17 protein-coding genes are annotated in these 22,325 nt (G+C 73.8%); 5 read left to right on the plus strand and 12 right to left on the minus strand.

Annotated elements, in window-relative coordinates:
- Positions 1-168 precede the first annotated feature (168 nt).
- The 3 genes from ACFYZF_RS07375 to ACFYZF_RS07385 all read left to right on the plus strand — a co-directional run bounded on the left by ACFYZF_RS07375 (position 169) and on the right by ACFYZF_RS07385 (position 5,438).
- Complete coding sequence (locus tag ACFYZF_RS07375) at positions 169-3,237, plus strand: DUF3427 domain-containing protein (protein ID WP_387016890.1); 3,069 nt, start codon at positions 169-171, stop codon at positions 3,235-3,237.
- A 188-nt stretch (positions 3,238-3,425) separates the two neighbouring features.
- Entirely contained in the window at positions 3,426-4,937 is a 1,512-nt protein-coding gene (locus tag ACFYZF_RS07380) for a B12-binding domain-containing radical SAM protein (protein ID WP_387016892.1), read from the plus strand.
- 66 nt (positions 4,938-5,003) lie between these two features.
- Positions 5,004-5,438, plus strand: coding sequence for a VOC family protein (locus ACFYZF_RS07385; protein WP_387016894.1), 435 nt, complete (start codon positions 5,004-5,006; stop codon positions 5,436-5,438).
- A 130-nt stretch (positions 5,439-5,568) separates the two neighbouring features.
- On the opposite strand, the gene yidD is transcribed toward ACFYZF_RS07385, so the two are convergent.
- Both yidD and ACFYZF_RS07395 read right to left on the minus strand, forming a co-directional pair.
- Positions 5,569-5,940 (minus strand): membrane protein insertion efficiency factor YidD, encoded by a 372-nt coding sequence (yidD, locus tag ACFYZF_RS07390; protein ID WP_387016896.1) that lies wholly within the window; start codon positions 5,938-5,940, stop codon positions 5,569-5,571.
- Positions 5,941-5,990: 50 nt separating this feature from the next.
- Positions 5,991-7,184, minus strand: coding sequence for a hypothetical protein (locus tag ACFYZF_RS07395; protein ID WP_387016898.1), 1,194 nt, complete (start codon positions 7,182-7,184; stop codon positions 5,991-5,993).
- Between the two features lie 257 nt (positions 7,185-7,441).
- Between ACFYZF_RS07395 and ACFYZF_RS07400 the strand changes: the two genes are divergently transcribed.
- Together ACFYZF_RS07400 and ACFYZF_RS07405 are read left to right on the plus strand one after the other, a co-directional pair.
- A complete protein-coding gene (locus ACFYZF_RS07400; RefSeq protein ID WP_387016900.1) occupies positions 7,442-8,995 on the plus strand; it encodes a gluconokinase in 1,554 nt (517 codons plus the stop codon).
- A gap of 48 nt (positions 8,996-9,043) precedes the next feature.
- Positions 9,044-10,561 (plus strand): SLC13 family permease, encoded by a 1,518-nt coding sequence (locus ACFYZF_RS07405; RefSeq protein ID WP_387016902.1) that lies wholly within the window; start codon positions 9,044-9,046, stop codon positions 10,559-10,561.
- A 107-nt stretch (positions 10,562-10,668) separates the two neighbouring features.
- Here the strand turns inward: ACFYZF_RS07405 and ACFYZF_RS07410 are convergent, their stop codons facing one another.
- The 10 genes from ACFYZF_RS07410 to ACFYZF_RS07455 all read right to left on the minus strand — a co-directional run bounded on the left by ACFYZF_RS07410 (position 10,669) and on the right by ACFYZF_RS07455 (position 22,320).
- Entirely contained in the window at positions 10,669-12,888 is a 2,220-nt protein-coding gene (locus ACFYZF_RS07410; protein ID WP_387016904.1) for a putative bifunctional diguanylate cyclase/phosphodiesterase, read from the minus strand.
- Positions 12,889-13,404: 516 nt separating this feature from the next.
- Positions 13,405-14,949, minus strand: a complete 1,545-nt coding sequence (locus ACFYZF_RS07415) for a hypothetical protein (RefSeq protein WP_387016905.1) — start codon at positions 14,947-14,949, stop codon at positions 13,405-13,407.
- Positions 14,946-16,064, minus strand: coding sequence for a hypothetical protein (locus ACFYZF_RS07420; RefSeq protein ID WP_387016907.1), 1,119 nt, complete (start codon positions 16,062-16,064; stop codon positions 14,946-14,948). The genes ACFYZF_RS07415 and ACFYZF_RS07420 overlap by 4 nt, the downstream gene beginning before the upstream one ends.
- Positions 16,061-17,464, minus strand: a complete 1,404-nt coding sequence (locus ACFYZF_RS07425) for an MFS transporter (protein ID WP_387016909.1) — start codon at positions 17,462-17,464, stop codon at positions 16,061-16,063. The genes ACFYZF_RS07420 and ACFYZF_RS07425 overlap by 4 nt, the downstream gene beginning before the upstream one ends.
- Positions 17,465-17,532: 68 nt before the next feature.
- Positions 17,533-17,712 carry a hypothetical protein gene (locus ACFYZF_RS07430; RefSeq protein ID WP_387016911.1) on the minus strand — a complete coding sequence of 60 codons (180 nt, stop codon included), beginning with the start codon at positions 17,710-17,712 and terminating at the stop codon, positions 17,533-17,535.
- A gap of 6 nt (positions 17,713-17,718) precedes the next feature.
- Positions 17,719-17,952, minus strand: a complete 234-nt coding sequence (locus tag ACFYZF_RS07435) for a zinc-ribbon domain-containing protein (protein WP_350886817.1) — start codon at positions 17,950-17,952, stop codon at positions 17,719-17,721.
- Positions 17,953-18,075: 123 nt separating this feature from the next.
- Positions 18,076-18,936 (minus strand): SRPBCC domain-containing protein, encoded by an 861-nt coding sequence (locus ACFYZF_RS07440; RefSeq protein WP_387016913.1) that lies wholly within the window; start codon positions 18,934-18,936, stop codon positions 18,076-18,078.
- A complete protein-coding gene (locus ACFYZF_RS07445; RefSeq protein WP_350886813.1) occupies positions 18,929-19,489 on the minus strand; it encodes a helix-turn-helix domain-containing protein in 561 nt (186 codons plus the stop codon). The genes ACFYZF_RS07440 and ACFYZF_RS07445 overlap by 8 nt, the downstream gene beginning before the upstream one ends.
- A 93-nt stretch (positions 19,490-19,582) precedes the next feature.
- Entirely contained in the window at positions 19,583-20,926 is a 1,344-nt protein-coding gene (locus ACFYZF_RS07450; protein ID WP_387016915.1) for a class I SAM-dependent methyltransferase, read from the minus strand.
- Positions 20,923-22,320 carry an FAD-binding oxidoreductase gene (locus tag ACFYZF_RS07455; RefSeq protein WP_387016916.1) on the minus strand — a complete coding sequence of 466 codons (1,398 nt, stop codon included), beginning with the start codon at positions 22,318-22,320 and terminating at the stop codon, positions 20,923-20,925. The genes ACFYZF_RS07450 and ACFYZF_RS07455 overlap by 4 nt, the downstream gene beginning before the upstream one ends.
- Positions 22,321-22,325: the final 5 nt, after the last annotated feature.

Genomic DNA, 22,325 nt, shown 5'->3' on the forward strand with positions numbered 1-22,325 from the left:
CAGATCTGGGGAGATCTGCCGTTTCCGCTGGTCAGCCGGGATTGCGGCAACGACCAGGCGCTGCTATACCCACATAGGCGCATTCACCTACCGGCGAGTAGGGAAATCGAACTGTCAAGGACCCGACAGCCAGCTTGCGCACGTCGTACCGGCAGCTACTGTGCCCGGGTGGCGGATCTTGAGCGCGGCATTTACGAGCACCTGGTTACTCACCAGCTCGCCGGCCAGCTCCACCACCTCGACTCCGCCCGGGTCCAGCGCCGCCCCCTCGACCCCGCCGACTCCCACAAGCACCTGACCCGTCACCTCGCGACCCTCATCAGCCGCGCCCTACAGGCCGTCCCTGGCGGCGACGACAAGCTCCACCGCCAGGTCGACCTGGCCAACCGCCTCGCCACCGCCATCGCGGACCTCAACCCCGACGCCGCCGGCCCCAACGACCAGGTAGCCGACGCCAGGAACCTCCTGCACGCCATCGCCGCCCCACCCACCCCACCCGCGCAGCCGGCCTTCCCGCAGCGCCCCACCACCCCGCTCTCCACCGGCGCGCTCCTGGTCAACGGCCGCCACCAGCCCCGGATCGGCCACGAGATCACCCACGAGATGGCCTCGGCCACCCACGTCGACCTGCTCTGCGCGTTCATCAAGTGGTACGGCCTGCGCATCGTCGAGCCGGCCATCCGCGAGCTGATCGGCCGAGGCGGCAAGCTGCGGGTCATCACCACCACGTACCTGGGCGCCACCGATCAGCGGGCCCTGGATCGGCTCGCCGAGCTGGGCGCCGAGGTCAAGGTCTCCTACGAGACCAGGACCACCCGGCTGCACGCCAAGGCGTGGTTGTTCCGCCGCGACAACGGCACCACCACGGCGTACGTCGGCTCGTCGAACCTCTCCAAGGCAGCGCTGGTCGACGGGGTGGAGTGGAACGTCCGGATCTCGAACATCGAGCAGCCGCACGTCATCGACACCTTCACCGCCACGTTCGAGGACTACTGGAACGACCCCGCCTTCGAGGCGTACGAGCCGGGGAGGGACGCCGAGCGGCTGCGGCACGCGCTGCGCGGCGAACGGTCCGACAACACCGTCACCGAGATCGCGAACCTGGACGTGCGGCCGTACCCGTACCAGGCGGAGATCCTGGCCGACCTGGACGCCGAGCGGCAGGTGCACGGCCGGCACCGGAACCTGGTGGTGATGGCGACCGGCACCGGCAAGACGGTCGTGGCGGCGCTGGACTACCGCCGGCTGCACCGCAGCAGGACCGTCGACTCGCTGCTCTTCGTCGCCCACCAGGAGCAGATCCTCAAGCAGAGCCTCGCGACGTTCCGCCAGGTGATGGGCGACGGTAGCTTCGGCGAGCTGCTGGTCGGCGGCAGGGAGCCGACCGACTGGCGGCACGTGTTCGCGTCGATCCAGTCGCTGCACCGGCGGGAGATCGACCCCGAGAAGTACGACATGGTGATCGTCGACGAGTTCCACCACGCGGAGGCGCCGACGTACGCCCAGCTGCTGGATCGGTTGGAGCCGCGCGTACTGCTGGGGCTGACGGCGACCCCCGACCGGGCCGACGGCGGCGACGTGCGGCGGTGGTTCGACGGCCACGCCGCCGTGGAGCTGCACCTGTGGGAGGCCCTGGAGCGGCAGTTGCTCGCCCCGTTCCAGTACTTCGGGATGCACGACGACGTGGACCTGTCGCACCTGCGGTGGAAGCGCGGCCAGGGATACGACCTGGGCGAGCTCGGCGGCGTCTACACCGGCAACGAGGCGCGGGCGCGGCTCATCCTCAAGGCCGTGCGGGACAAGGTCGACGTGGACCGGATGCGGGCACTCGGGTTCTGCGTCGGAATCGGGCACGCCGAGTTCATGGCGGACTGGTTCACCCGCCGGGGCGTACCGTCGGCGGCGGTGACCTCCCGGGCGGACCGCGCCGGGCGGTCGCGGGACGAGCTGCTTCGGGAGTTCAAGGCCGGGAAGCTGCGCGTGCTGTTCACGGTGGACCTGTTCAACGAGGGGGTCGACCTGCCGATGGTCGACACGATCCTGATGCTTCGGCCCACGGAGAGCGCCACGATCTTCCTTCAGCAGCTCGGCCGGGGCCTGCGGCTGGACGACGACAAGCCCTGCCTCACGGTGCTGGACTTCATCGGCGGGCAGCACGCCAACTTCCGCTTCGACCTGCGCTGGCGGGCGCTGACCGGGGTGACCCGGCGGGCGATCACCGAGGCGGTGCGGCAAGACTTCCCCTCTTTGCCGAGCGGCTGCCACGTCGAGCTGGACCGGGTGGCGAAGGAGGTGGTGCTGAGCAACCTCAAGAGCGCCATGCCCACCTCGAAGAAGGGCCTGGTCGCGGAGCTGCGGCAGCTCGGGGACGTCAGCCTGGCCGGATTCCTGCGGGAGACCGGGCTGGAGATCGAGGACGTGTACCGGTCGGCGTCGGTCGGTGGGTGGACCGGGCTGCGGCGGCTCGCCGGCCTTGAGGCGTCGACGCCCGGCCCGGACGACCGTGAGCTGGGGCGGGCGGTCGGGCGGATGCTGCACCTCGACGACGTGGACCGGCTGGACCTGCTGGCCCGGGTCGCGGCCGGCGAACGGCCCACAGCCGGCCGACTCTGGGACATGCTGCACTTCGACCTGTGGGGGCCGAACGCCTCCCTGTCCTCGCGGGACGAGCGGGTGGCGCGGCTGTGGGCGGAGCCGGCACGCTGCGTCGAGCTGCGCCAGGTCGCCGAGGTGCTGCGGGAGCGGATCCACCGGGTGACGACGCGGGCGGGGGCGCTGCGGGTGCACGCCCGGTACAGCCGCAACGAGGCGTGCGCGGCGTTCGGGATGCCGAACCCGGGGTCGCTGCGGGAGGGCGTGAAGTGGCTTGAGTCCGAGCGGGCGGACCTGTTCTTCGTCACGCTGGTCAAGTCGGAGCAGCACTACTCCCCCACCACCATGTACGCGGACCGGGCGATCACCGACCGGCTGTTCCAGTGGGAGTCGCAGAGCACCACGTCTGCGGTGTCGACGACCGGGCAGCGGTACGTCAACCACGAGCAGCAGGGGTCGACGGTGCACCTGTTCGTCCGGGAGACCCGGGTGCCGGACCGGGACCTCGGCGCGCCGGCCTACCTGTACGCGGGGCCGATGGCGTACCGGGAGCACAGCGGGGACCGGCCGATGCGGATCGTCTGGGAGCTGTCCCAACCGCTACCCGCCGACATGTACTCCGCCGCCCGGACGATCGCCGCCTGACCCTGCTTCCCGCCCGACGCTCTCGGGACGGGGTTGCACCATCCGATGAGAAGGACATTCACCCTTCTCCATCTCCCGCCCACATGCTAACCCTGAGCAATGATGACCGCACCGAGAGTGGCATGGCGTTCGGGCACGGGCCGCTCCGGCGCGCCGTCACCGCCTTTCTCGCCCACGACGGGTGACCGGTGAGCACCTGGGCACGTACATCGCCCCCGCCCTCCGCTGCCGGCCGGCCGGGGCCGTCCGAGCAGCAGCCCATCCTCGGCGTCGAGCCGGGCACGCCGCTCGACCTGCTGCTGGTCAACGCGCCGCTGCGCGACTACACGCTCCGCCCCCGGGTCAACAGCTCCCCGCTGCCGGTGCTCGGCATGGGCTACCTCGCCACCTACGCCACCGTGCAGGGCTTCAGCGTGGGCGTCCTCGACGGGGAGTCCCTCGGCCTCAGCGTCGAGAAGATCCAGAGCATCGTCAACGAGGCCGCGCCCCGCTGGGTGGGGTTCAACCTGCTGGCGCCGACGTACGAGCTGAGCGCCCGCATCGCCGCCGGCCTCGACCCCGAGATCCAGATCATGGTCGGCGGTCACCAGGCGAAGGCGAAGCCGGAGGCGGTCATCGCGGACCCCCGGTTCGCCCGCCTGGAGGCGCTGGTCGTCGGCGAGGCCGAGACCCGGCTCGTCGAGCTGCTGAACGACCACCACCAGCGGGTACGGCTTCCGGGCGTGATGTGGCGGGACCCGGTCCTGGGTACGCCGGTCACGGGGGGTGTGCCGGGTACGGCCTGGCACCTGGCCCCGGACGTCAACGCCCTGCCGTTCGTCGACCGACGGTTCTTCGCCGCCGACCCGTACCGGCCGGGCGACGGGCCGTGGGAGGCGGCGATGGTGGGCGCCCGCGGCTGCCCGTACGAGTGTTCGTTCTGCGGCGCGGCCGTCAGCGCCAACCTGGACGTCGCCATCCGCACCCGGGAGCCGGCCAACATCATCGCGGAGATGGACGAGCTCAACGTCCGGTACGGCGTGCGGGCGTTCCGGTTCGTCGACGACCTCTTCCTCGGCTACGAACGGTTCGCCCGGCGCTGCATGCCCGCGTTCACCGAAGCCGACGTCGGCGGCCGGTACGTCTGGGACGCCCCTGGCCGAATCAACGTCCTCGCCCACGCCGACGACGCCTTCCTGGAGACGCTCGCGGCGAACGGCTGCCGGGAGGTCGGGCTCGGCATCGAGTCCGGTAGCGAGCGCGTTCTCGGCCACCTCGGCCAGCGGATCAGGCCCGAGCTGACCCGGGACGTGGTCCGCCGGCTCACCCGCCGGGGCATCAACGTCAGGGGTCACTTCGTCCTCGGCCGGCCCACCGAGACGCGTGCCGAGTTGGAGGCGACCGTCCGGCACGTACGCGAGCTGTGGGACCTGACCGAGAACGCGCCCGGCACCTTCCGGGCGAGCATCTTCGAGTTCCGCCCCCACCCCGGCACCCCGCAGTGGCGCCGGCTGCTGGCCACGGGCCGGTACGACCCGGCGCGGCTGCTCGACCACAGCGCCGGCGACCTGACCGCCGACGGGCTGGACGAGACGATGCGGACCGGCGACGAGTTCGACTTCCCGGCCAACCTCCAGTTCGGTGGGGGCGAGTTGCCGCACGTGCGGCGCCGGCTGGTGGAGCTGGCCCGGGCCCAGCACGAACGGCTGTTCGGCCGCTGACCGACAAGTGCCCCGGAATGAGTGCCGACGGGTGAGCCGGCCCCGGCCGGCGGTTACCGTACGTGGATGGAACAGCGGATCAGCCTCGTCACCCTCGGCGTCGCCGACCTGCCCCGCGCCCGCGCCTTCTACGAGCGACTCGGCTGGCGCGGCCAGGAGGTCGAGCAGACCGTCTTCTTCCAGGCCGGCGGCCTGGCCGTCGTGCTGTGGGCGCGTGACAAGCTGGCCGCCGACGCCGACATCGGCGACGCGGGCGCGGGCGGCTTCGGCGGGCTGAGCCTGGCGCAGAACGTCCGGTCCCGCGAGGAGGTCGACGAGGTGATCGGGGCGGCGGTCGAGGCCGGGGCGACGGTCACCAGGCCCGCCCGGGAGACCTTCTACGGCGGGTACGCCGGCTACTTCGCCGACCCGGACGGGCACCTGTGGGAGATCGCCTGGAATCCGGGCTTCCCGCTCGCCGCCGACGGCACCCTCACCGTCCCCGACTTCGGCACCGCCTGACGCCGCCCCGGCCGCCGAAACGGCCAGGGCGGGTGGGGCGGGCGGTGCCCCGGCCGCCGAGACGGCCAGGGCGGGTGGGGCGGGCGGTGCCCCGGCCGCCGAGACGGCCAGGGCGGGCGGCGCAGGGCGGTCAGCGGACCGGATCGTGGGTGCCCCGGGGCACGTGGGGCTTGCAGCGGCGCAGCCGATCGGCGGCCATCCGCCCGCCCACGGCCAGCCCGTGCCGCTCGACGGCGGCCAGCCCGTACGCGCTGCACGTCGGGGTGTAACGGCACTGGCCCGGCCAGCGGTGCGACAGCCAGCGCCGGTAGCCGAGGATCGCGGCCCGGCCGACCCGGTCGACGACGGGTGCCCGGGTCGCTCCGGCGGCCACCGAGCCGAGGGTCAGCATGAACGAGAACAGCCCGAAGTCGCAGCAGTCCGGGCCGTCGCAGTCGCAGTCGGTGCAGGAATCGCCACGCCGCTTCTTCTTGCGGTGGTGGTTCCGCTTCAGATTGATCACGACGCCGATGGTGCGACACCCGCGCCACCCCGCCGGCCGGGGAGGCGGGCTCAGGTCCAGACGGTACGGCGGAGGCCGTCGTGGGTGGCGCACGCTTCGGCACGCCCCCCGGTGAGGCTGAGCGCGCCGTCGCGGCACTGCACCAGGTACCCCCGGCCGGCCCAGAAGTCCTGCCCGCAGTCGAAGTAGTCGCACACCCGGATATCCGGCTTGCGGATGCGGGAGCCGCCGCAGTAGTCGTACCCGAACGGGTTGGCCGGGGCCCCGCAGAGCCCGTCGCGCTCCGGGGTGGGTGACGCGGTGCCGCGCCGGGGCTGCTTGGGGGCGGCCCGGCCGACGGCGGCGGCGCGGGAGGTCGGGCGCGCCGTCTGCGGCGGGTCGGAGGCGGCGGTCGGGGCGGGGGCGACGGTCGGGGTAGGGGCGACGGTCGGGGTAGGGGCGACGGTCGCGGCGGCGGCGACGTCCGAGCCGGGCCGCACCGGGGGGTCCGACTCGAAGAGCACCGCGGGCAGCAGCAGCGCCGCGGCGGCGGCCACCGCGACGGTACGCCGGCCGCCCGGCACGGCGGCGGTGATCCGGGCCTGACCGGGGGTGGCGATGGCCGGGCGGAACGGCCGGGTCTGGTCGTGCGCGGCGATCAGCTCGTCGAGCTTGGCGAGGACGGTGCCTCGCTGCTCGATGGCCTCGGCGAAGGCCACGGTGAGGGTGAACCGGAACTCGGCGGCGGCCTCGGCGGGCAGCAGCAGCCCGGAGGTGCGCCGCCGGTCGAGGACCTGGATCAGCGTGACCGGCGCCGCCGGGTCGTGGGCCAGCCCGGTCATCTTCCCGTACGCCCAGTCACACCGGCCGCGCCCGCCGAGCAGGACCAGCCGGCGGTCGGTGAGCACGGCGATCCCGGCGTCGGTGACCTTGACCCCGTCGGGGCGGCGGTGGCGCAGCGCCGGCCGGCCGGGGTCGACGCTGAGGTCGGGGGCGGGGAGCACCGCGGTGTGCCGCAGCTCGACCAGCTGCGCGGCGGGCAGCGCCCAGTGGACCCGCTCGCCGGGGGCGAGTTCCAGGGGCAGGCCGGCGTCCGCCGTCGCGCGCCGGCCGAAATCGGCCGCCGCCGCGCGCAGCCGCCGCAGTTCCTCGTCGCGCCGCCGCCACGCCTGCGCGGCGTCGCGGTAGGTCCGCTGTCGTCGTTCGTTCTGCCGGTACGCCCACCGGTACCGCCACGTGGAACCCGTCGAATCAGTCTTCGCCACGCCGACTCCTTAGCCGCGCGAGCCGCCAACCGGGGTGTCATCCGGATCAACGGAGCCGACCGGTCGAACGGACCCGGCGAAGCGGACGAATCACCTGATCGGCGGACAAGAGCGGACGAGAGGCGGATGACGTCGCGTCGATTCACGTTCTGTCGGCGGTCCTCGGCGACGCCGTGTGGAGCGGCGGCCCGCTGGGTAACGTCAGCCGCAGCCGGGCCGCGATGCCGCGCCGGCAGCACCGACGCGAGGGGGGACCCGTGACCGGCCCGGACCAGCGCCCGCGTGTCGTGATCGGGGTCGACATCGGCACCACCAGCACCAAGAGCGTCGCGTTCGACACGGACGGCCGGCAGCTCGCCGCCTGTTCCGTCGGCTACCCGTTGGACGAGCCGCACCCCGGCTACGCCGAGCAGGACCCCCTGCTGATCTTCGACGCGGTGGTGGAGACGGTCCGCGCGGTGGTGGCGGAGCTGTCCGAGCCGATCGCCGGGCTGTCGTTCAGCACCGCGATGCACAGCCTGATCGGGCTCGACCCGGCCGGTAAGCCGCTGACCGCATCGGTGACCTGGGCGGACTCCCGGGCAAGCCGGCAGGCCGAGCGGCTGCGGGCGGTCCCGTCGGGGCTGGCGCTGCACCGGCGAACCGGCACCCCGGTGCACCCGATGGCGCCGCTGCCGAAGCTGGTCTGGTTCGCCGAGCAGGAGCCGAAACTGTTCGAGCGGGTCGCACACTGGGTCGGCATCAAGGACTACGTGCTGCTAAGGCTGTGCGAGACGCTGGTCACCGACCACTCGGTCGCCTCGGCCAGCGGCCTGATGGACATCCGGAGGCTCGCCTGGGACGCCGAGGCGCTGCGGATCGCCGGGATCACCGAGGAGCAGCTCCCGCAGCTCGTCCCGACCACCACCGTGCTGCCGGGGCTCACCGCGGAGGCCGCCGCCGCGACCGGCCTGCCTGCGGACACCCCGATCGTGGTCGGCGCCGGCGACGGCCCGCTGGCCAACCTGGGCCTCGGCGCGGTGCACCCCGGCGTGGTGGCCTGCTCGATCGGCACCAGCGGGGCGATGCGGGTGATGGTCGAACGACCCGCCGTCGACCCGCTCGGCGGGGTGTTCTGCTACGCGCTGACCGAGGACCGCTGGGTGGTCGGCGGCGCGATCAACAACGGCGGGATCGTGTTGCAGTGGGCCGGCGACGCGCTCGCCCCCGAGCTGGGCGAGGAGTCCGAGGAGAAGCTGCTCGACCTGGCCGCCCACGCGCCGGTCGGCTCCGGCGGGCTGATCATGCTGCCGTACCTGCTCAGCGAGCGCGCCCCGCACTGGAGCGCGCTGCCGCGCGGGGCGTACGTCGGGTTGACCCACGGCCACCGCCGCGAGCACCTGGTGCGGGCGGCGCTGGAGGGGGTGTGCCAGCAGCTCGCCCTGGTCCTGTCGTCGGTGCGGGCGGCCGGCAACGAGGTGCGGGAGGTGCGGGCCAGCGGCGGCTTCGCCCGCAGCCCGCTGTGGCGGCAGATGCTCGCCGACGCGCTCGGCATGCCGGTGCGGTTCCCGGCCGGCCACGAGGGGTCCAGCTTCGGCGCGGCGCTGCTGGGCATGCAGGCCCTCGGTCTGATCGCGTCCGTCGACGTCGCCGCCGACCTGGTGAAGATCGACGAGACGGTACGCCCCGACCCGACCGCCGCCGCCGTCTACGCCGCCCTGCTACCGCTCTTCTCCGAGCTGTACGGCGCGCTCGTCCCGACGTTCACGTCACTGCGACGGCTGGCCCCGAGCCTGCCGCCGGAGCCACCGCCCACCTCTCCACCCATGTGATCGCCCGTACCCTGCTGGCACGGACGCCGTCCGAAGGTCGTGATAGCCGTGGTCACTCTGCTCGCCGCACCGGCGGAACTCACCGACGCCGGTAACGCCCAACTGATCGTCGCGGCCCTGCTGGGCATCGCCGCGGTGGTGGTCCTGATCGCCTGGGGCAAGGTCCACCCGTTCCTGTCACTGATCCTCGGCGCGGCAGTGCTCGGCGTCGTCGCAGGGGTGGCGCCCGACGCCATCGTCACGTCGTTCAGCGGCGGCGTCGGCTCCACCGTCGGCGGGGTCGGTCTGCTGATCGCCCTCGGGGCGATGATCGGCGGCCTGCTCGCCGAGTCCGGTGGCGCGGACGGCATCGTCACCCGGATCGTCAACAAGGTCTCCGGGTCGGCCCTGCCCTGGGCGATGGCCGGGGTGGCCGCACTGATCGGCCTGCCGCTGTTCTTCGAGGTCGGCGTGGTGCTGCTGGTGCCGATCGTGCTGCTGGTCGCGAAGCGCACCGACGTGCCGCTGATGAAGGTCGGCATCCCGGCGCTGGCCGGCCTGTCGGTGCTGCATGGCCTGGTCCCGCCGCACCCCGGCCCGCTGGTGGCGATCTCCTCGCTCAACGCGGACCTGGGCCTGACGCTGGGGCTGGGCCTGCTGATCGCCATCCCGACCGTGATCATCGCCGGGCCGGTCTTCGGCAATATCATCTCCCGGTACGTCCCCGCGACGATCCCCGAGGGACTGCTGCCGACCCGTACGCCGGCCGGCGGCGGGGGCGGCGGGACCGACCGCGGCGCCGCAGGCCGCCAGCAGGACGGCGTGGACGGCGAGCTGCTCACCGAGGACGACCTGCTCAACCCCGGCACCGGCCGTCCCGGCGCGCCGGTCGACGACTCCGGCACCGAGACCGCCCGCCGGGCCCCGAAGTTCTGGCCGGCAGTGATCACCGTGCTGCTGCCGGTGGCGCTGATGCTGCTGCGGGCCGTCGGCGAGCTGGCCCTGGCCGAGGGCAGCGCCGGCCGCAAGGCCCTGGACATCGTCGGCGCCCCGATCGTGGCACTGCTGGCCGGGGTGATCGTGGCCATGTTCACCCTCGGCTTCCAGGCCGGGTTCAGCCGCAAGCAGGTCTCGTCGGTGCTCGGCGGCTCACTGCCGCCGATCGCGGGCATCCTGCTGATCGTCGCGGCGGGCGGCGGGTTCAAGCAGGTGCTGGTGGACGCCGGGGTGGGCAACCTGGTCGCCGACGCGGCGGAGAACGCCAGCCTGTCCCCGCTGCTGCTGGGCTGGCTGGTCGCGGTCGGCATCCGGGTCGCGACCGGCTCGGCGACGGTCGCCACGATCACCGCGGCCGGCATCGTCGCCCCGCTGGCGGCGACCCTGGACCGGCCCGGGGTGGCGCTGCTGGCCCTGGCCGTCGGCTGCGGCTCGCTGTTCTTCTCGCACGTCAACGACGCCGGCTTCTGGCTGGTGAAGGAGTACTTCGGGCTGACCGTCGGGCAGACCATCAAGAGCTGGTCGGTGATGGAGACGATCATCTCGGTGGTCGGCTTCGCCGGCGTCCTGCTGCTCGACCTGCTGTTGTGACGCCCTGACCGGCCGCCGGGGAACAGCTCGTGTCGCCGGCGCAGGTGCGCCTTCGGCGTAGTGGTGCAGCGTGGGTGACGAGCCTGCCGCCTCCCGTCGCGTGAGGGTCAACCCCGGGGTCGCACCGTCGGGACCAGTGCGGCGCGCAGGTCGGCGAGGTTGGTGGGGCGACCGTAACGCCAGCCCTGGCCGTGGACGCAGCCGATCGCGGTGACCGCCTCGTGCTGCTCGTCGGTCTCCACCCCCTCGGCGATCACGGTCAGGTCGAACGCCCCGGCCAACCGGGTCACCATCTCCACCGTCGCGTACGCCCGGGTGTCCTCGCCGAGCCGGGCCACGAACGACCGGTCGATCTTCAGCTCGGTGGCCGGGATGTGGTGCAGGTAGCTCAGCGACGAGTAGCCGGTGCCGAAGTCGTCGATGGCGATCCGGATGCCCAGCTCGCGGAGCTGACGCAGCCGCTCCAGCACCGTGTCGCTGCCGTCGATCAGCGCCGACTCGGTCAGCTCCAGGGTCAGCGCGCGGGGCGCCAGGCCGGCGCCGGCGGTGGCCGCGGTGACGGTGGCGATCAGGTCCGGCCGGCGCAGGTGCGCGGCGGCGATGTTCACCGCGACCGTCGCCTCCGGGGCGCGGTCCCGCCAGGTGGCGGCGGCCCGGCATGCCTCGTGGATCACCCACCGGTCGATCGGCAGGATCAGCCCGGTCTCCTCGGCCAGCGGCAGGAAACGCGCCGGGGTGAGCAGCCCCATCCGGGGATGCCGCCAGCGCACCAGCGCCTCGGCGCTGCGCACCTCGCCGGTAACCAGGTCGACGATCGGCTGGTACTCCAGGTGCAGTTGCTCCTCGTCGACGGCGCGGCGCAAATCGGCGATCAGCTCGGCCCGGCTCACCGTCGCCTCCCGCAGGGCCGGGGTGCAGGTGCGGTACACGGACTTGCCGCCCGCCTTGGCGGCGTACATGGCGATGTCTGCGTCGCGGAGCAGGTCGGTGTGGGAGGCGTGCTGGGGGCCGTACTCGGCGATGCCGATGCTGGCCGAGGGGTGCACGCCCGCCTCCTCCTCCCCGGGGGAGGGCCGCAGGGCGGCGAGCAGCCGCTCGGCCACCCGCTCCGGCCGGACCTGCCGGTCGCCGTCGACGAGGACGGCGAACTCGTCACCGCCGAGCCGGGCGATGCTGCCGTCGTCGGCCACGGCCCGCGCCATCCGGCCGGCGATGCTGGTCAGCAGGATGTCACCGGCACCGTGCCCGAACCGGTCGTTGACCTGCTTGAAGCCGTCCAGGTCCAGCAGCAGCACGGCGACCGGGGCCTCGTCGCGCAGCGCCTCGCGCAGCCGGCGGTTGAACATCAGCCGATTCGGCAGGCCGGTGAGCTGGTCGGTGTAGGCGAGTTGGCGCAGCCGGGCGACCAGCCGGAGGTTCTCGTTGGCGGCCAGCCCCTGCCGCAGCGCCAGGACACCGAGCAGCGCCATCATGCCGACGAAGACCATGTGCGGGGTCTGCCCGGTGGGCCGCCGGGCCAGTACCACCGCCACGATCGCCCCGCCCACCGGCAAATACGGCAGTGCAACCCGCCACCAGGGCGGCAGCGGCGACTCGGTGGGCTCGTCGACGTCGTCCGAGGCCGGGGGCAGCGGGTACCGGCTGGCGGCGGCGATCAGCAGGTAGCTCAGCGGCCAGCAGACATCGATCGGGTGGCCGGGGACGTAGCTGCCGTTCGCGAAGAGCGAGACGTATGTGGCGTCGGCGACCGCCCGGGTGACCAGGCTGGCCCCGATCAGGGTCAGCGGACGCCACATCGGCCGGGCCGGCCCGGCCACCGCGACCAGGATGGTCAACTGCACCAGATCGAGCATCGGGTAGAGCAGCCCGAAGGTGCGCAGCGGGTCGATCAGGTCGGCGGCGGCGATGCCGCGGAACACCACGACCCAGCCGATCGGGATGAGGGCGAGCCCGACGATGACGCCGTCCAGCACCGTCCGGGCCCGCCCGACGGCGCTGCGCGGGGCGGCGAGGGAGCAGAGCAGCGCGGCGGTGCCGGTGACGATGCCGAGGGTGAACAGCAACCCGATGAGCGGGGTGTTCGGCAGGCCGCCGTCGCCGATCCGCTGCACCGTCCACAGTGCCCGGCCGAGCACGGCGAAGCCCATGGTGGCCGCGAGCAGCGTCCAGAATCGGCGTAGCGGCGCGGGGTGCCGGCGGGCCGCGCCGACGCACGCGTAGCCGGCCCAGCCCGCCACCGCGACCGCGCCGAGATCGCTGACCAGGGCCGCGCCGGGCAGTCGGGCGACCAGCCAGACCGCCTCGGCGAGCAGGACGATCGCGGCCACGACGAGTCCGGCCCGACCGGGCCGGTTCGCCCCGGCGGGGGTCGTGCGGAGGTGAGGCGCGTCGTGGGGCAGCACAGCGGTCGCTCCGGCTTCCTCTCCTTGCGCACCTCGACGGTGAGGACCGGTCGTTGACGGCGAACGACGAAAGCGTAGTCAGCCTACGGGCGGGCCGCCAGGGTCTTCCGGCCGCCGCCGGCGAGTGCTGCCATGGTTCGTGGGGGTCGGCGCGGCCCGGACACGCCCCGGGTCGGGGTGGGCTGGTGCGGCGGTCCCAGGGCCGGTTCACACCTCCAGTGAGTTGGTGGGTGGCCAGGCCTGTCCGAGGCGGGGTAGCGGTGTCGTCGGCGCCTTTGGAGCTGCCCGCACAGACGGGGCGGTTAGGCGGGGCCAGAGGTGACCAGGAACGGTGAGAGACGGCCGGCACGGTGAGAGACGGGTAATCACCCGGTGCCCCGTTCATGCGGGCAGTTCCAAAGGCGCCAGGGAGGGCACCCACCGGGCTACGCCGAGGAGCGGTCAGGCCCATTCCTCGGCCGGGTCGCCGTCAGGCAAGCCGACCACCGGAACCGCAACGCCAGCAGCGCCAGCAGCGGGGGTGGTCGCGGCCGGGGGGCCGCCGTGGGTCCACGGGGTATCCGCCGGGTCGGGGAACGCCCCCGCCGGCAGGAACCCGTCCGACAGGGTGGTGAGGCTGAGCCGCTCCCCCACCTCCGGCACGGTGCCCGGCGGGGCGGTCAGCCCCCGGCCCATCCCGCCGGAGAGCTCCAGCACCACCTCGGTCTTGCCGTCGGCGGCCGGGGTCAGGAAGACCACCTTCGCCTTCTGCCCCGGCCTGGCCGTCGAGTACAGCGTCGCGCCCACCGGCACCGCCACCGGCTCGGTGGTGACCACCTGGATGCGGGGCCGCAGCACCGGCCGTTTGCCGGTGTCGTCCACCCGTCTCGGGTCGGCCAGCGTCACGTCCCCGACGAACGCCTCCCCGGTCAGCCGGTGCTCGGCCATCACCAGCGGGTCGTCGTAGGCGCGCTGGACCGCGTACGAGGCGCCGGCCCGCTCCAGCCGGTGCAGGCGCGCGGCCGCGGCCACCGCCCCGTCCCGGCGCGGCTGCGGCCCGCCGCCGGCGTCGACGTGCTCGGCGTGCGCGGTGAAGGCGTCCCGGTCGCCGGCCCAGCGTCCCTCGACGCGTGCGCCGGGCGGCAACGCGGCGAGCAGCCCCACGCCGCGCCACATCAGCTCCCAGGTGGGCGCGAGCTGCCCGCGCAGCTCCCGCTCCAGCTCCGCGTACGCGGACCGGCGGGCGGTGTCGTCGTCGGCCGCGTCGGTGTACGCGGCGATGGCCGGGGCGAGCACCTTGTTGTCGAACTCGGGGTCGGTGGCCGGGCCGGCGGGCGGGCAGACCGCCGGGTCCTCGGCCCGGGCCGCCGCCCGCACGCCGTCCAGCCCCGGCGGCGGGTCGAGCCAGCCGAGCACCGCCGGCAGGTGCAGGTCCTCCACCGCGCTCTGCCCGGTGGCCCAGTGCAGGGTCAGCGCCTCGGTCATCGCCAGCAGCGCCGACGAGCCGGGGTGCTCGGCCCGTTCGGCGAAGAAGGTCAGCCAGCGCCCGAGCAGCGGCACCGACGGGTGCACGGGGTACTCGCCGTCGGGCCGGCGGAACCGGGTGGAACGGCCGAACAGCCGCAGGAACGCGACCCCGGCCGGGTTCGGCAGCAGCAGCTGCGGCGCGTCGACGTACCGGTGCCGGACGTCGCGGCCCCGGTCCACCGCGACGGCCTCGGACACTCCCCGGAAGGAGTCCAGGTAGGGCAGCACGATCCCGGCCAGTTCGGCAGCGAACGCGAAGCGCTGGTCCCGGTTGCGGGGCTGCGGCACGATCAGCAGCCGGGCGTCGCCCGGGGCGGTGCCGGCCAGCGCCGCGAGGGGGGCGTTGGCCTCGCCGGCCATGGCGAGCGGCACCAGCACCAGCGGCCGGGGCGACAGGTGCAGGTGCCGGACGGTGGCCACCGGCTGGGCCACCCCGGCGGCGAGCGCCTGGGCCTTCGCGAGCGCGCGCAGCGTACTCATGCGGGTCGCCCGGCCAGGGCGTCGGCGCGCAGCCGGGCCGCGGCCCGCAGCAGCGCGGCGGCCTCCGCCTGCTCCGGCTGGCCGGCGTGTTCCCCGCCGGCCAGCGCGAGCGCCTCCGCCACGGTCGCCACCCCGCCGAGCGCCTCGCGGACCGGCCGGCCCAGGGTGGCCGTCTCGGCGCGGGTGGCGTGCCGGCAGAAGTACGCCAGCTCGCAGGCCGCCAGGCAGTCGGGCGCGTAGCGGGCCGGCACCGACAGCAGGGACCGGCGCAGGTCGGCGGGGTCGGCCGCGGGGTCGGCGGTGAAGCCGGCCGGCACGTCGGCCAGCAGGTCGTCGATCCGGGCCGCCCGGTCGAGCTGCCGGCGCAGCACCAGCAGTTGCTTGCGCACGTCGACGAGGCTGGCCACCGGCTGGTTGGCGAAGTCGCGCGGGCAGACCAGCAGCACGTCCGAGGAGACCAGTTCGGGATCGTGCCCCTCGGCGGCGAGCAGCTCGCGCAGGGCCAGCACGTAGACGGCGGACTGGATCGCGGCGGCGGCCACCTTGCCCGGGTCGGCCTGCCCGTCGATCACCGGGAACGACTTGACCTCGACCACGTGGAACCGGCCGGCGAGCCGGGCGGCGACCAGGTCCGGTTCCAGGTGCACCCGCTGGCCGGCGACGTCCAGGCCGAGCAGCGGATGGTCGAACAGGGCGGCCGGGCCCCCCGCGCCGGTCGGCGCGGCGGCGGCCAGCGCGGCCCGGGACCGCGCGGACCGGTCGGACCGGTCGGACTGGCCGGGCCGGTCGTCGGCGCCGAGGTCGGTCCACGTCGCCGGGCCGCCCGGGTCGACGCCGAGCCGCTCGGCGACCAGCCGGAGCAGCTCGGCCCCGCCGTCTGCCTTGACCTGCGCCTCGAACGCGTTGCCCCGGGTGATGGCGAACCGGGACTGGCCGAACCGGGCCGGGAAGCCGACCCGCTCGGCCAGCTTCGGCTTGTCCACCCCGGCGCTGTCCAGCACGGCCCGGCGGGCGCAGCCGGGGTTACCGGTCAGGGCGGCGATCGTCCGGGCGTTGTGCCGCCGAGGTGGTGCGTCGCCCCGGATCTCGGCCAGTCGCTGCGCGGTGCTCGTCACGACACGCCACGATAGGCCCTCTCCGCCGGTTCGGCGCGGGCCGCGCCGCGCCGAACCAGCACGGCGACCGTGGCGGCGGCGACCAGCGCCGTCCCGGCCATCACCCAGAGCACGGTACGCAGCCCGGAGGTGAAGCCCGGGTCGGCGAGCCGGCCGGCGGTGGTGCTGGCCAGCACCGCGCCGACCACCGCGATGGCGATCGTCTCGCTGGACAGCCGGGCGGTGTTGATCATCCCGGCGCCGGTGGCCGCCCGGCCCGGCGCGACGCTGCCGATCGCGATCGCGTCGAGCAGCCCGATCGACAGGCCGATCCCCACCCCGATGGTCAGCAGCGGTCCCGCGAGGTTCGCGGCACCGCTGTCCGGGGCGAGCACGGTGGCCCAGGCCGCCCCGACGGCGACCACCGCCACGGAAGCGACGATCACCGCCGGGGCCGGCACCAGCCGGGTCAGCGCGCCGCCGAGCAGCGGTAGCACCAGGGTGGGCGCGGTGAGCAGGATGAGCGTCCCGCCGGCCGCGCCGGGACTCATGCCGACCACCGTGGTCAGGTACGACGGCAGGTAGACCAGCAGCGGCACCAGCACCGCGACGATGGTGGCCGCCGCCAGGCAGACGCCGAGGAACCGGGGGCTCGCCAGCAGGGCCAGGTCGAACATCGGCTCGGCGCGACGGCGCTCCACCCGGACGAAGAGCGCCAGCAGGGCCGCCGCCGCGACGAAGGCGGCCACGATCACCGGGGCGGACCAGCCGAACTCGGGGCCCTGCACGAAGCCGAAGATGAGCAGCAGCAGTGCGCTGGTGAACGTGACGGTGCCCGCCCAGTCCACCCCTCCGGCGTGCGCCGGGCGGGACTCCGGCAGCAACGGGACCAGGGCGAGGACCGCACAGGTGGCCAGCGCCGGCACGGCGAAGACGGCCCGCCAGCCGAACGCCTCGATCAGCAGCCCGGCGCTCGACGGGCCGAACGCGAGGCCGACGCCGATGGACGTGCCGAAGAGGCTGAACGCGCGGGCCCGGGCCGGCCCCTGGAACGCGTCGGCCAGCAGGGCGGCGGCGCTGGTGGCGGCGGCGGCAGCGCCGATGCCGGCGAGCGTGCGGGCGACGTCGAGCAGCACGATGTTCCCGGCGACCGCGCCGGCCAGCCCGGCCACCGCGAAGATCGTCAGCCCGGCGGCGTAGACCCGGCGGCGACCGAGCAGGTCGGCGAGCGCGCCGGTGGCGAGCATGAAGCTGGCGAAGGTGGCGTTGTAGCCGTTCACCACCCACTGCACCCCGGCCAGCCCGGCGTCGAGGTCGCGGCCGATGTCCGGCAACGCGACCGAGGCGCCGGTCAGTGAGATGGGCAGCGACACAGTCGACAACAGGACGGCGACGAGCACGACGGCCGGACGGTTACGCACGATCCTCCCCGTTCTTCGCGGCCGTCTCAGGGTAGGTGCCGATGGTCGGGCCGGCGGTTCCAGGGGGCTCAGCGGCCGGCGGAGCGGTTCCAGGGCGAGCGGGGCAGGGCGGTGCCGGCCAGCGGGCGGCGGGTACGGCGACGCGGGCGGCGGCCGGGGGTGCAGGGCGGGCGGGAGACGGTGTGCACCGGCGCGACCGGGATGCCGGCCGGCTGGCGGCCGATCAGCCAGCAGAGGAAGCGGGCCACGAGGGATCAGCCGACCGGGAGGCGCTCGGCCTCGGCCTTGGCGATGTCGTACTGGGCGCCGCAGAAGGTGCACTGCTTCGCGTACCGGGTGCGGATCGGGATCAGCGGGACAAAGAACAGGGTGAACCTCGTGGACCGGCGGGTGATCACCTGGGCGGCGTGGTTGCCGCAGTTGCGGCACACCTGTTGCACCACGCCCGACCGGTCGACCTTGGTGCGGAGTCCGAATATGAAGAACATCGCCCCGCATTACCCACTCGCGCAGCCTTCTGCACCCCGAAGGCCGCCCACAACTCCAGAGGTTCGGGGCGAGACGGCCCCCGTCCGCCACGACTGGTCGGCGTGGCGGACGGGCACCTCTGCTCAGCGGGCCGCGTCGGCGGTCGCCGGCTCCTCCGGGAGCCAGATGGGCTGCCAGTCCGGCAGCTGGTGGTAGCGGACCAGCTCGCCGAGGCCGGAGACCGTCCCGCTCCACGCCGCGTACGGCGGGTTCTGCTCGTCGAAGCCGCTCTGCACGAAGGTGAGCTTCGTCTTCCCGTCGGACTCGGCCAGCTCCCAGGTGGTGACGCCGGTCGGCCCCCAGTCGACGGACATCCGCCGGCCCGGGTCCAGGTCGACCACCTTGGCCGCGTAGCCGGTTTCGAAGCCGCCCATGGCGTACCGGCCGCCGAGCCAGGGCTCGATGCCGATCGGGTACCCGAACCAGGCGCTGGCCTGCTCCGAGTCGGTCAGCGACTCGTACACCTTCGGCAGCGGGGCGGCGATGAGCAGCTCGCCGCGCAGGTCGGCGGAGGTGAAGTCGGTGCGCGGCAGGAGCTGGCGGCCCTCCAGGTGGGCGGCCAGGTTGGCGATCGCCAGGGCCCAGTACGTCTGGAACACGCCCCGGATCGTGCTGCCGCTCATCGCCTCGGCGAAGTCGAAGTGGCTCTGCCGCAGGGTGAGGATCGTCGACTCCCCCTCCGGCTCCAGGGCGATCTCGGTGGTGGTCTCGACCCCGTCGAGCAGCCAGGCGAAGCGCAGTATCCGCTCGTCGGCGTGCAGGAGCCGCTGGTGCGGGGCATCGCCCTCCGGGGTGTAGCGCCCCCAGAACGCGTACCGGTGGGGCAGTTCCACCTCGGCGTGCTCGGCCAGCCAGGCGCGCAGCTCGGCCGGGTCGGTGAGGGCCCGGTGGACGGCCTCGACGGGCGCGGCGAGCCGGGCGCGCAGGGTCATCGGTTCAGTCACGGTCTTCTCCCTTGGGATAGCAGGCCACGGCGAGCTTGAAGGCGTCCCCCTCGGCGCCCCCGTAGCGGGTGAACAGCTCTTGCAGGGTGGTGCGCAGGTCGGCGAGGAACTCCTGCCGGCGCTCGGCCGGCACCCGGATCTCCCCGGAGACCCCGATCGAGGGCAGCTCGGGGGCCGCCCGGTCCAGGGCGGCGACGTCCGCCTGGACCTCCTCCATGAGGTCGACCAGGTGGCCGAGGCTCAGCTCGTCGCGGGCCCGACGCAGCCCGCCGATCCGGCCGACGAGCCGGGGCGAGAGCCAGTAGGACCGGGCGACCGCCTGGTAGATGCCCTCGCTGATGCCGCGCACCTTGCGCTCGGCCACCTGCTCGGCCAGGCCGGCCGCGACGAGTTGCTTGACGTGGTAGTAGACCCGCTGCGGGGTCTGCCCCAGCCGGTTGGCGACCTCGGTGCAGGTGCCCGGGTCGGCGAGCTGCCGCAGCACCTCGATCCGCTGCGGCTTGAGCAGGGTCTCGGCCTGCGACATCTCTTCGAGGTACAGGACGTCTCTCATAACAAAAACAAGTTTGTACGTAAAAAACTTGCTTGTCAATCGGTTCGACGAAAGGGGCGGCCGAGGATGGCCGCCCCTTTGTCCTACGGTGGGTCAGGCGGTCCAGTCCGGGCGCAGCGGGTAGCCGTTCACCCCGGTCGGGCCGTTGCGGGTGGCCAGCACCTGGTGCAGCTGTATCTCGTTGCGCTCGAACGCCAGCCGGGAGCCGGCCATGTACAGGCCCCACACCCGGGCGGTGCCCTCGCCGACCTCGGCCACGCACTCGTCCCAGTTCGCCACCAGGTTGCGGCACCACCCCGCCAGGGTCAGCGCGTAGTGCTGGCGCAGGTTCTCCTCGTGGTGCACCTCCAGCCCGGCATCGTGGATCTCGCTGATCAGCCGGCCCGGGCCGGGCAGCTCGCCGTCGGGGAAGACGTACCGGTCGATGAACGCGCCGGAGCGGTGCGGGGCCCGGTTGTCGGCCCGGGTGATGCAGTGGTTGAGCAGCCGGCCACCGGGCCGCAGCCGGTTCCGCAGTGCGCCGAAGTAGACCGGGTAGTTGCGCACCCCGATGTGCTCGGTCAGACCGATCGAGGAGATCACGTCGAACTGCTCGCGCGGCGCGTCCCGGTAGTCCAGGTGCCGCACCTCGGCGAGCTCGGTCAGCCCCTCCCGCTCGATCGCCGCCTGCGCCCACTGCGCCTGCGCCCTCGACAGGGTCACCCCGAGCGCTTTGACCCCGTACTCGCGGGCCGCGTGCCGCACCATGCCGCCCCAGCCGCAGCCCACGTCGAGCAGCCGCATCCCCGGCTTGAGCGCGAGCTTCCCGGCGACCAGGTCGTACTTGGCGGCCTGGGCCTGCTCCAGCGTGTCGTCGGGACCGCGGAACACCGCGCAGGTGTACGTCATCGAGGGGCCGAGCACCCTCTCGTAGAAGGCGTTCGAGACGTCGTAGTGGTGCGAGATGGCGGTGCTGTCCCGGGACCGGGAGTGGCGCAGCCCGTTCATCACCCGCTTCCAGCGCGGCGCGGCCTCCTGCGGCGGGGGCGGCGGCGGCATCAGCCGCTCCCAGCCCAGCCCGCGCACCAGGGCCAGCCCGTCGGCCAGTGCCGGCGGGCGGAGCCTCAGCTCGTCCTTGAGCACCCGCAGCGCCTCGTACGGGTCGCCCGCGTGGACCCCGCCCAGGGCCAGGTCGCCGCTGACGTACGCCCGGGCCATGCCCAGGTCGCCGGGCGCGGTGAGCAGGTACGACAGGCCCCGCTCGGAGCGGACGGCCAGGGTGATCCCGGCGTCGGACGGGCCGACGGCGCTGCCGTCGTACCCGGTGATCCGCACCGGCAGGGGTCCGGCCGTGACGGCGCGGACCACGTCGGCCACGGTCGGGGCCGGGCGCCGGCCGCCGGCCGGCGGGGTGGACGGGACGCTCGCCGCCCCCTGTTCTCGATCGGTCAGGCTCATCTTCGTGCTACCGCCTTCTCGTAAAGTCCGGTGAGCCGGTGGTCCGGGTCGTAACGGTCCTTCACCGCATGCCAGGTTTCGCCGCCGTAGAGACGGTCGAAGGCCTGACGGTCGTAGTACGCGTCCGAGTAGAGCGACTTGTGGCCGCCCGCGTCGGACACCGCGCGCTCGATCAGCCGGTTGACGTCGCCGTCGGCGGCGCCCTCGGCGATCGGCACGGTCCCCCAGAAGCCGATGTTGACGTAGTTCTGCCCGGGGCGTAGGGGGTACAGCGGCCAGGGCCGGGCCGATCCGGGGCCGGCCGGCTCACGCAACCGCAGCGGGCAGAGCCAGACCGGGGACATCCGCACCTCGCGGGTGAACCAGCGCAGGAAGTCGGCCATGCCCTCCAGCGGGATCTCCACGTCCTGCACCACCCGCTCCCGGGCGGGCTGGCCGCGCAGCCGGTCGATGCGCGCGGCGACCTGGTGCCGGTGCTCCAGCCGGACGAGGCGGTGGTAGACGTCGCTGCGCCGCCAGCGGGCCGGCCAGACCCGCCGGACGACCGGGTGCTGCACCCCGAACGCCGCCGAGCACCAGAACCAGTCGGTGTCCCAGCGCCAGAGGTAGTCGTAGGTGCTCAGCCAGTCGCGGGTGAGCCGGCGCAGCGAGCGGTAGTAGATGTCCTGGCCGGTGTAGTCGCTGACCCTCGGCGCGGCGTCGGTGAAGGCCGCCAGCACCAGGTACGCCTCGCCGGGGCTGAACACCACCCCGTCCATCGCGTCCACCGGCTCCCCGGCCCAGGACCGGGTGGCGGTGACCTCGCCGATGGCGTCGGTCAGCGCGGTCAGGTCGGTGAAACGGACGTTGCGCAGGGCCACGTACCGCCGCACGGGCGCGAGCTCGATGCGCAGCCGGGTGGCGTAGCCGAGGCTGCCCAGCGAGTTGGGGAAGGCGGCGAAGAGGTCGGCGTGCTCCCCGTCGGGGCGGGCGGCGACGATCTCGCCCGCGCCGGTGAGCACGTCCATCTCCAGGACGGATTCGTGCGGCAGGCCGTTCCGGAACGAGGTGGACTCGATGCCGAGGCCGGTCACCGCGCCACCCAGCGTGATGGTGCGCAGCTGCGGCACCACCAGCGGCATCAACCCGTGCGCCAGGGTGGCGTCGACCAGCCGCTCGTAGGTGCACATGCCCTGCACGTCGGCGGTGCGCGCCTCGGGGTCGACCCCGATCACCCCGCCGAGGCCACTGACGTCCAGCCCGGGGACGCTCGGCGCCGATCTCGGGCGGAACAGGTTCGAGGTGCGTTTGGCCAGGCGCACGGTCTCACCGGCGGGGACCGCGGCGTACGACCGGCGCAGCAGATCCACCGCTCCGTCGTGGTCAATGCCATGATCCACACGGACAGCACACATGCGAT

It is taken from the genome of Micromonospora sp. NPDC001898 (assembly GCF_042891255.1).
GTDB lineage: Bacteria > Actinomycetota > Actinomycetes > Mycobacteriales > Micromonosporaceae > Micromonospora.

Coding starts and splice junctions, on each gene's coding strand:
- ACFYZF_RS07445 (WP_350886813.1), bottom strand. CDS start 19,489: ATGAGAGACGTCCTGTACCTCGAAGAGATGTCGCAGGCCGAGACCCTG.
- ACFYZF_RS07450 (WP_387016915.1), bottom strand. CDS start 20,926: ATGAGCCTGACCGATCGAGAACAGGGGGCGGCGAGCGTCCCGTCCACC.
- ACFYZF_RS07435 (WP_350886817.1), bottom strand. CDS start 17,952: ATGTTCTTCATATTCGGACTCCGCACCAAGGTCGACCGGTCGGGCGTG.
- ACFYZF_RS07385 (WP_387016894.1), top strand. CDS start 5,004: ATGGAACAGCGGATCAGCCTCGTCACCCTCGGCGTCGCCGACCTGCCC.
- ACFYZF_RS07415 (WP_387016905.1), bottom strand. CDS start 14,949: ATGAGTACGCTGCGCGCGCTCGCGAAGGCCCAGGCGCTCGCCGCCGGG.
- ACFYZF_RS07455 (WP_387016916.1), bottom strand. CDS start 22,320: ATGTGTGCTGTCCGTGTGGATCATGGCATTGACCACGACGGAGCGGTG.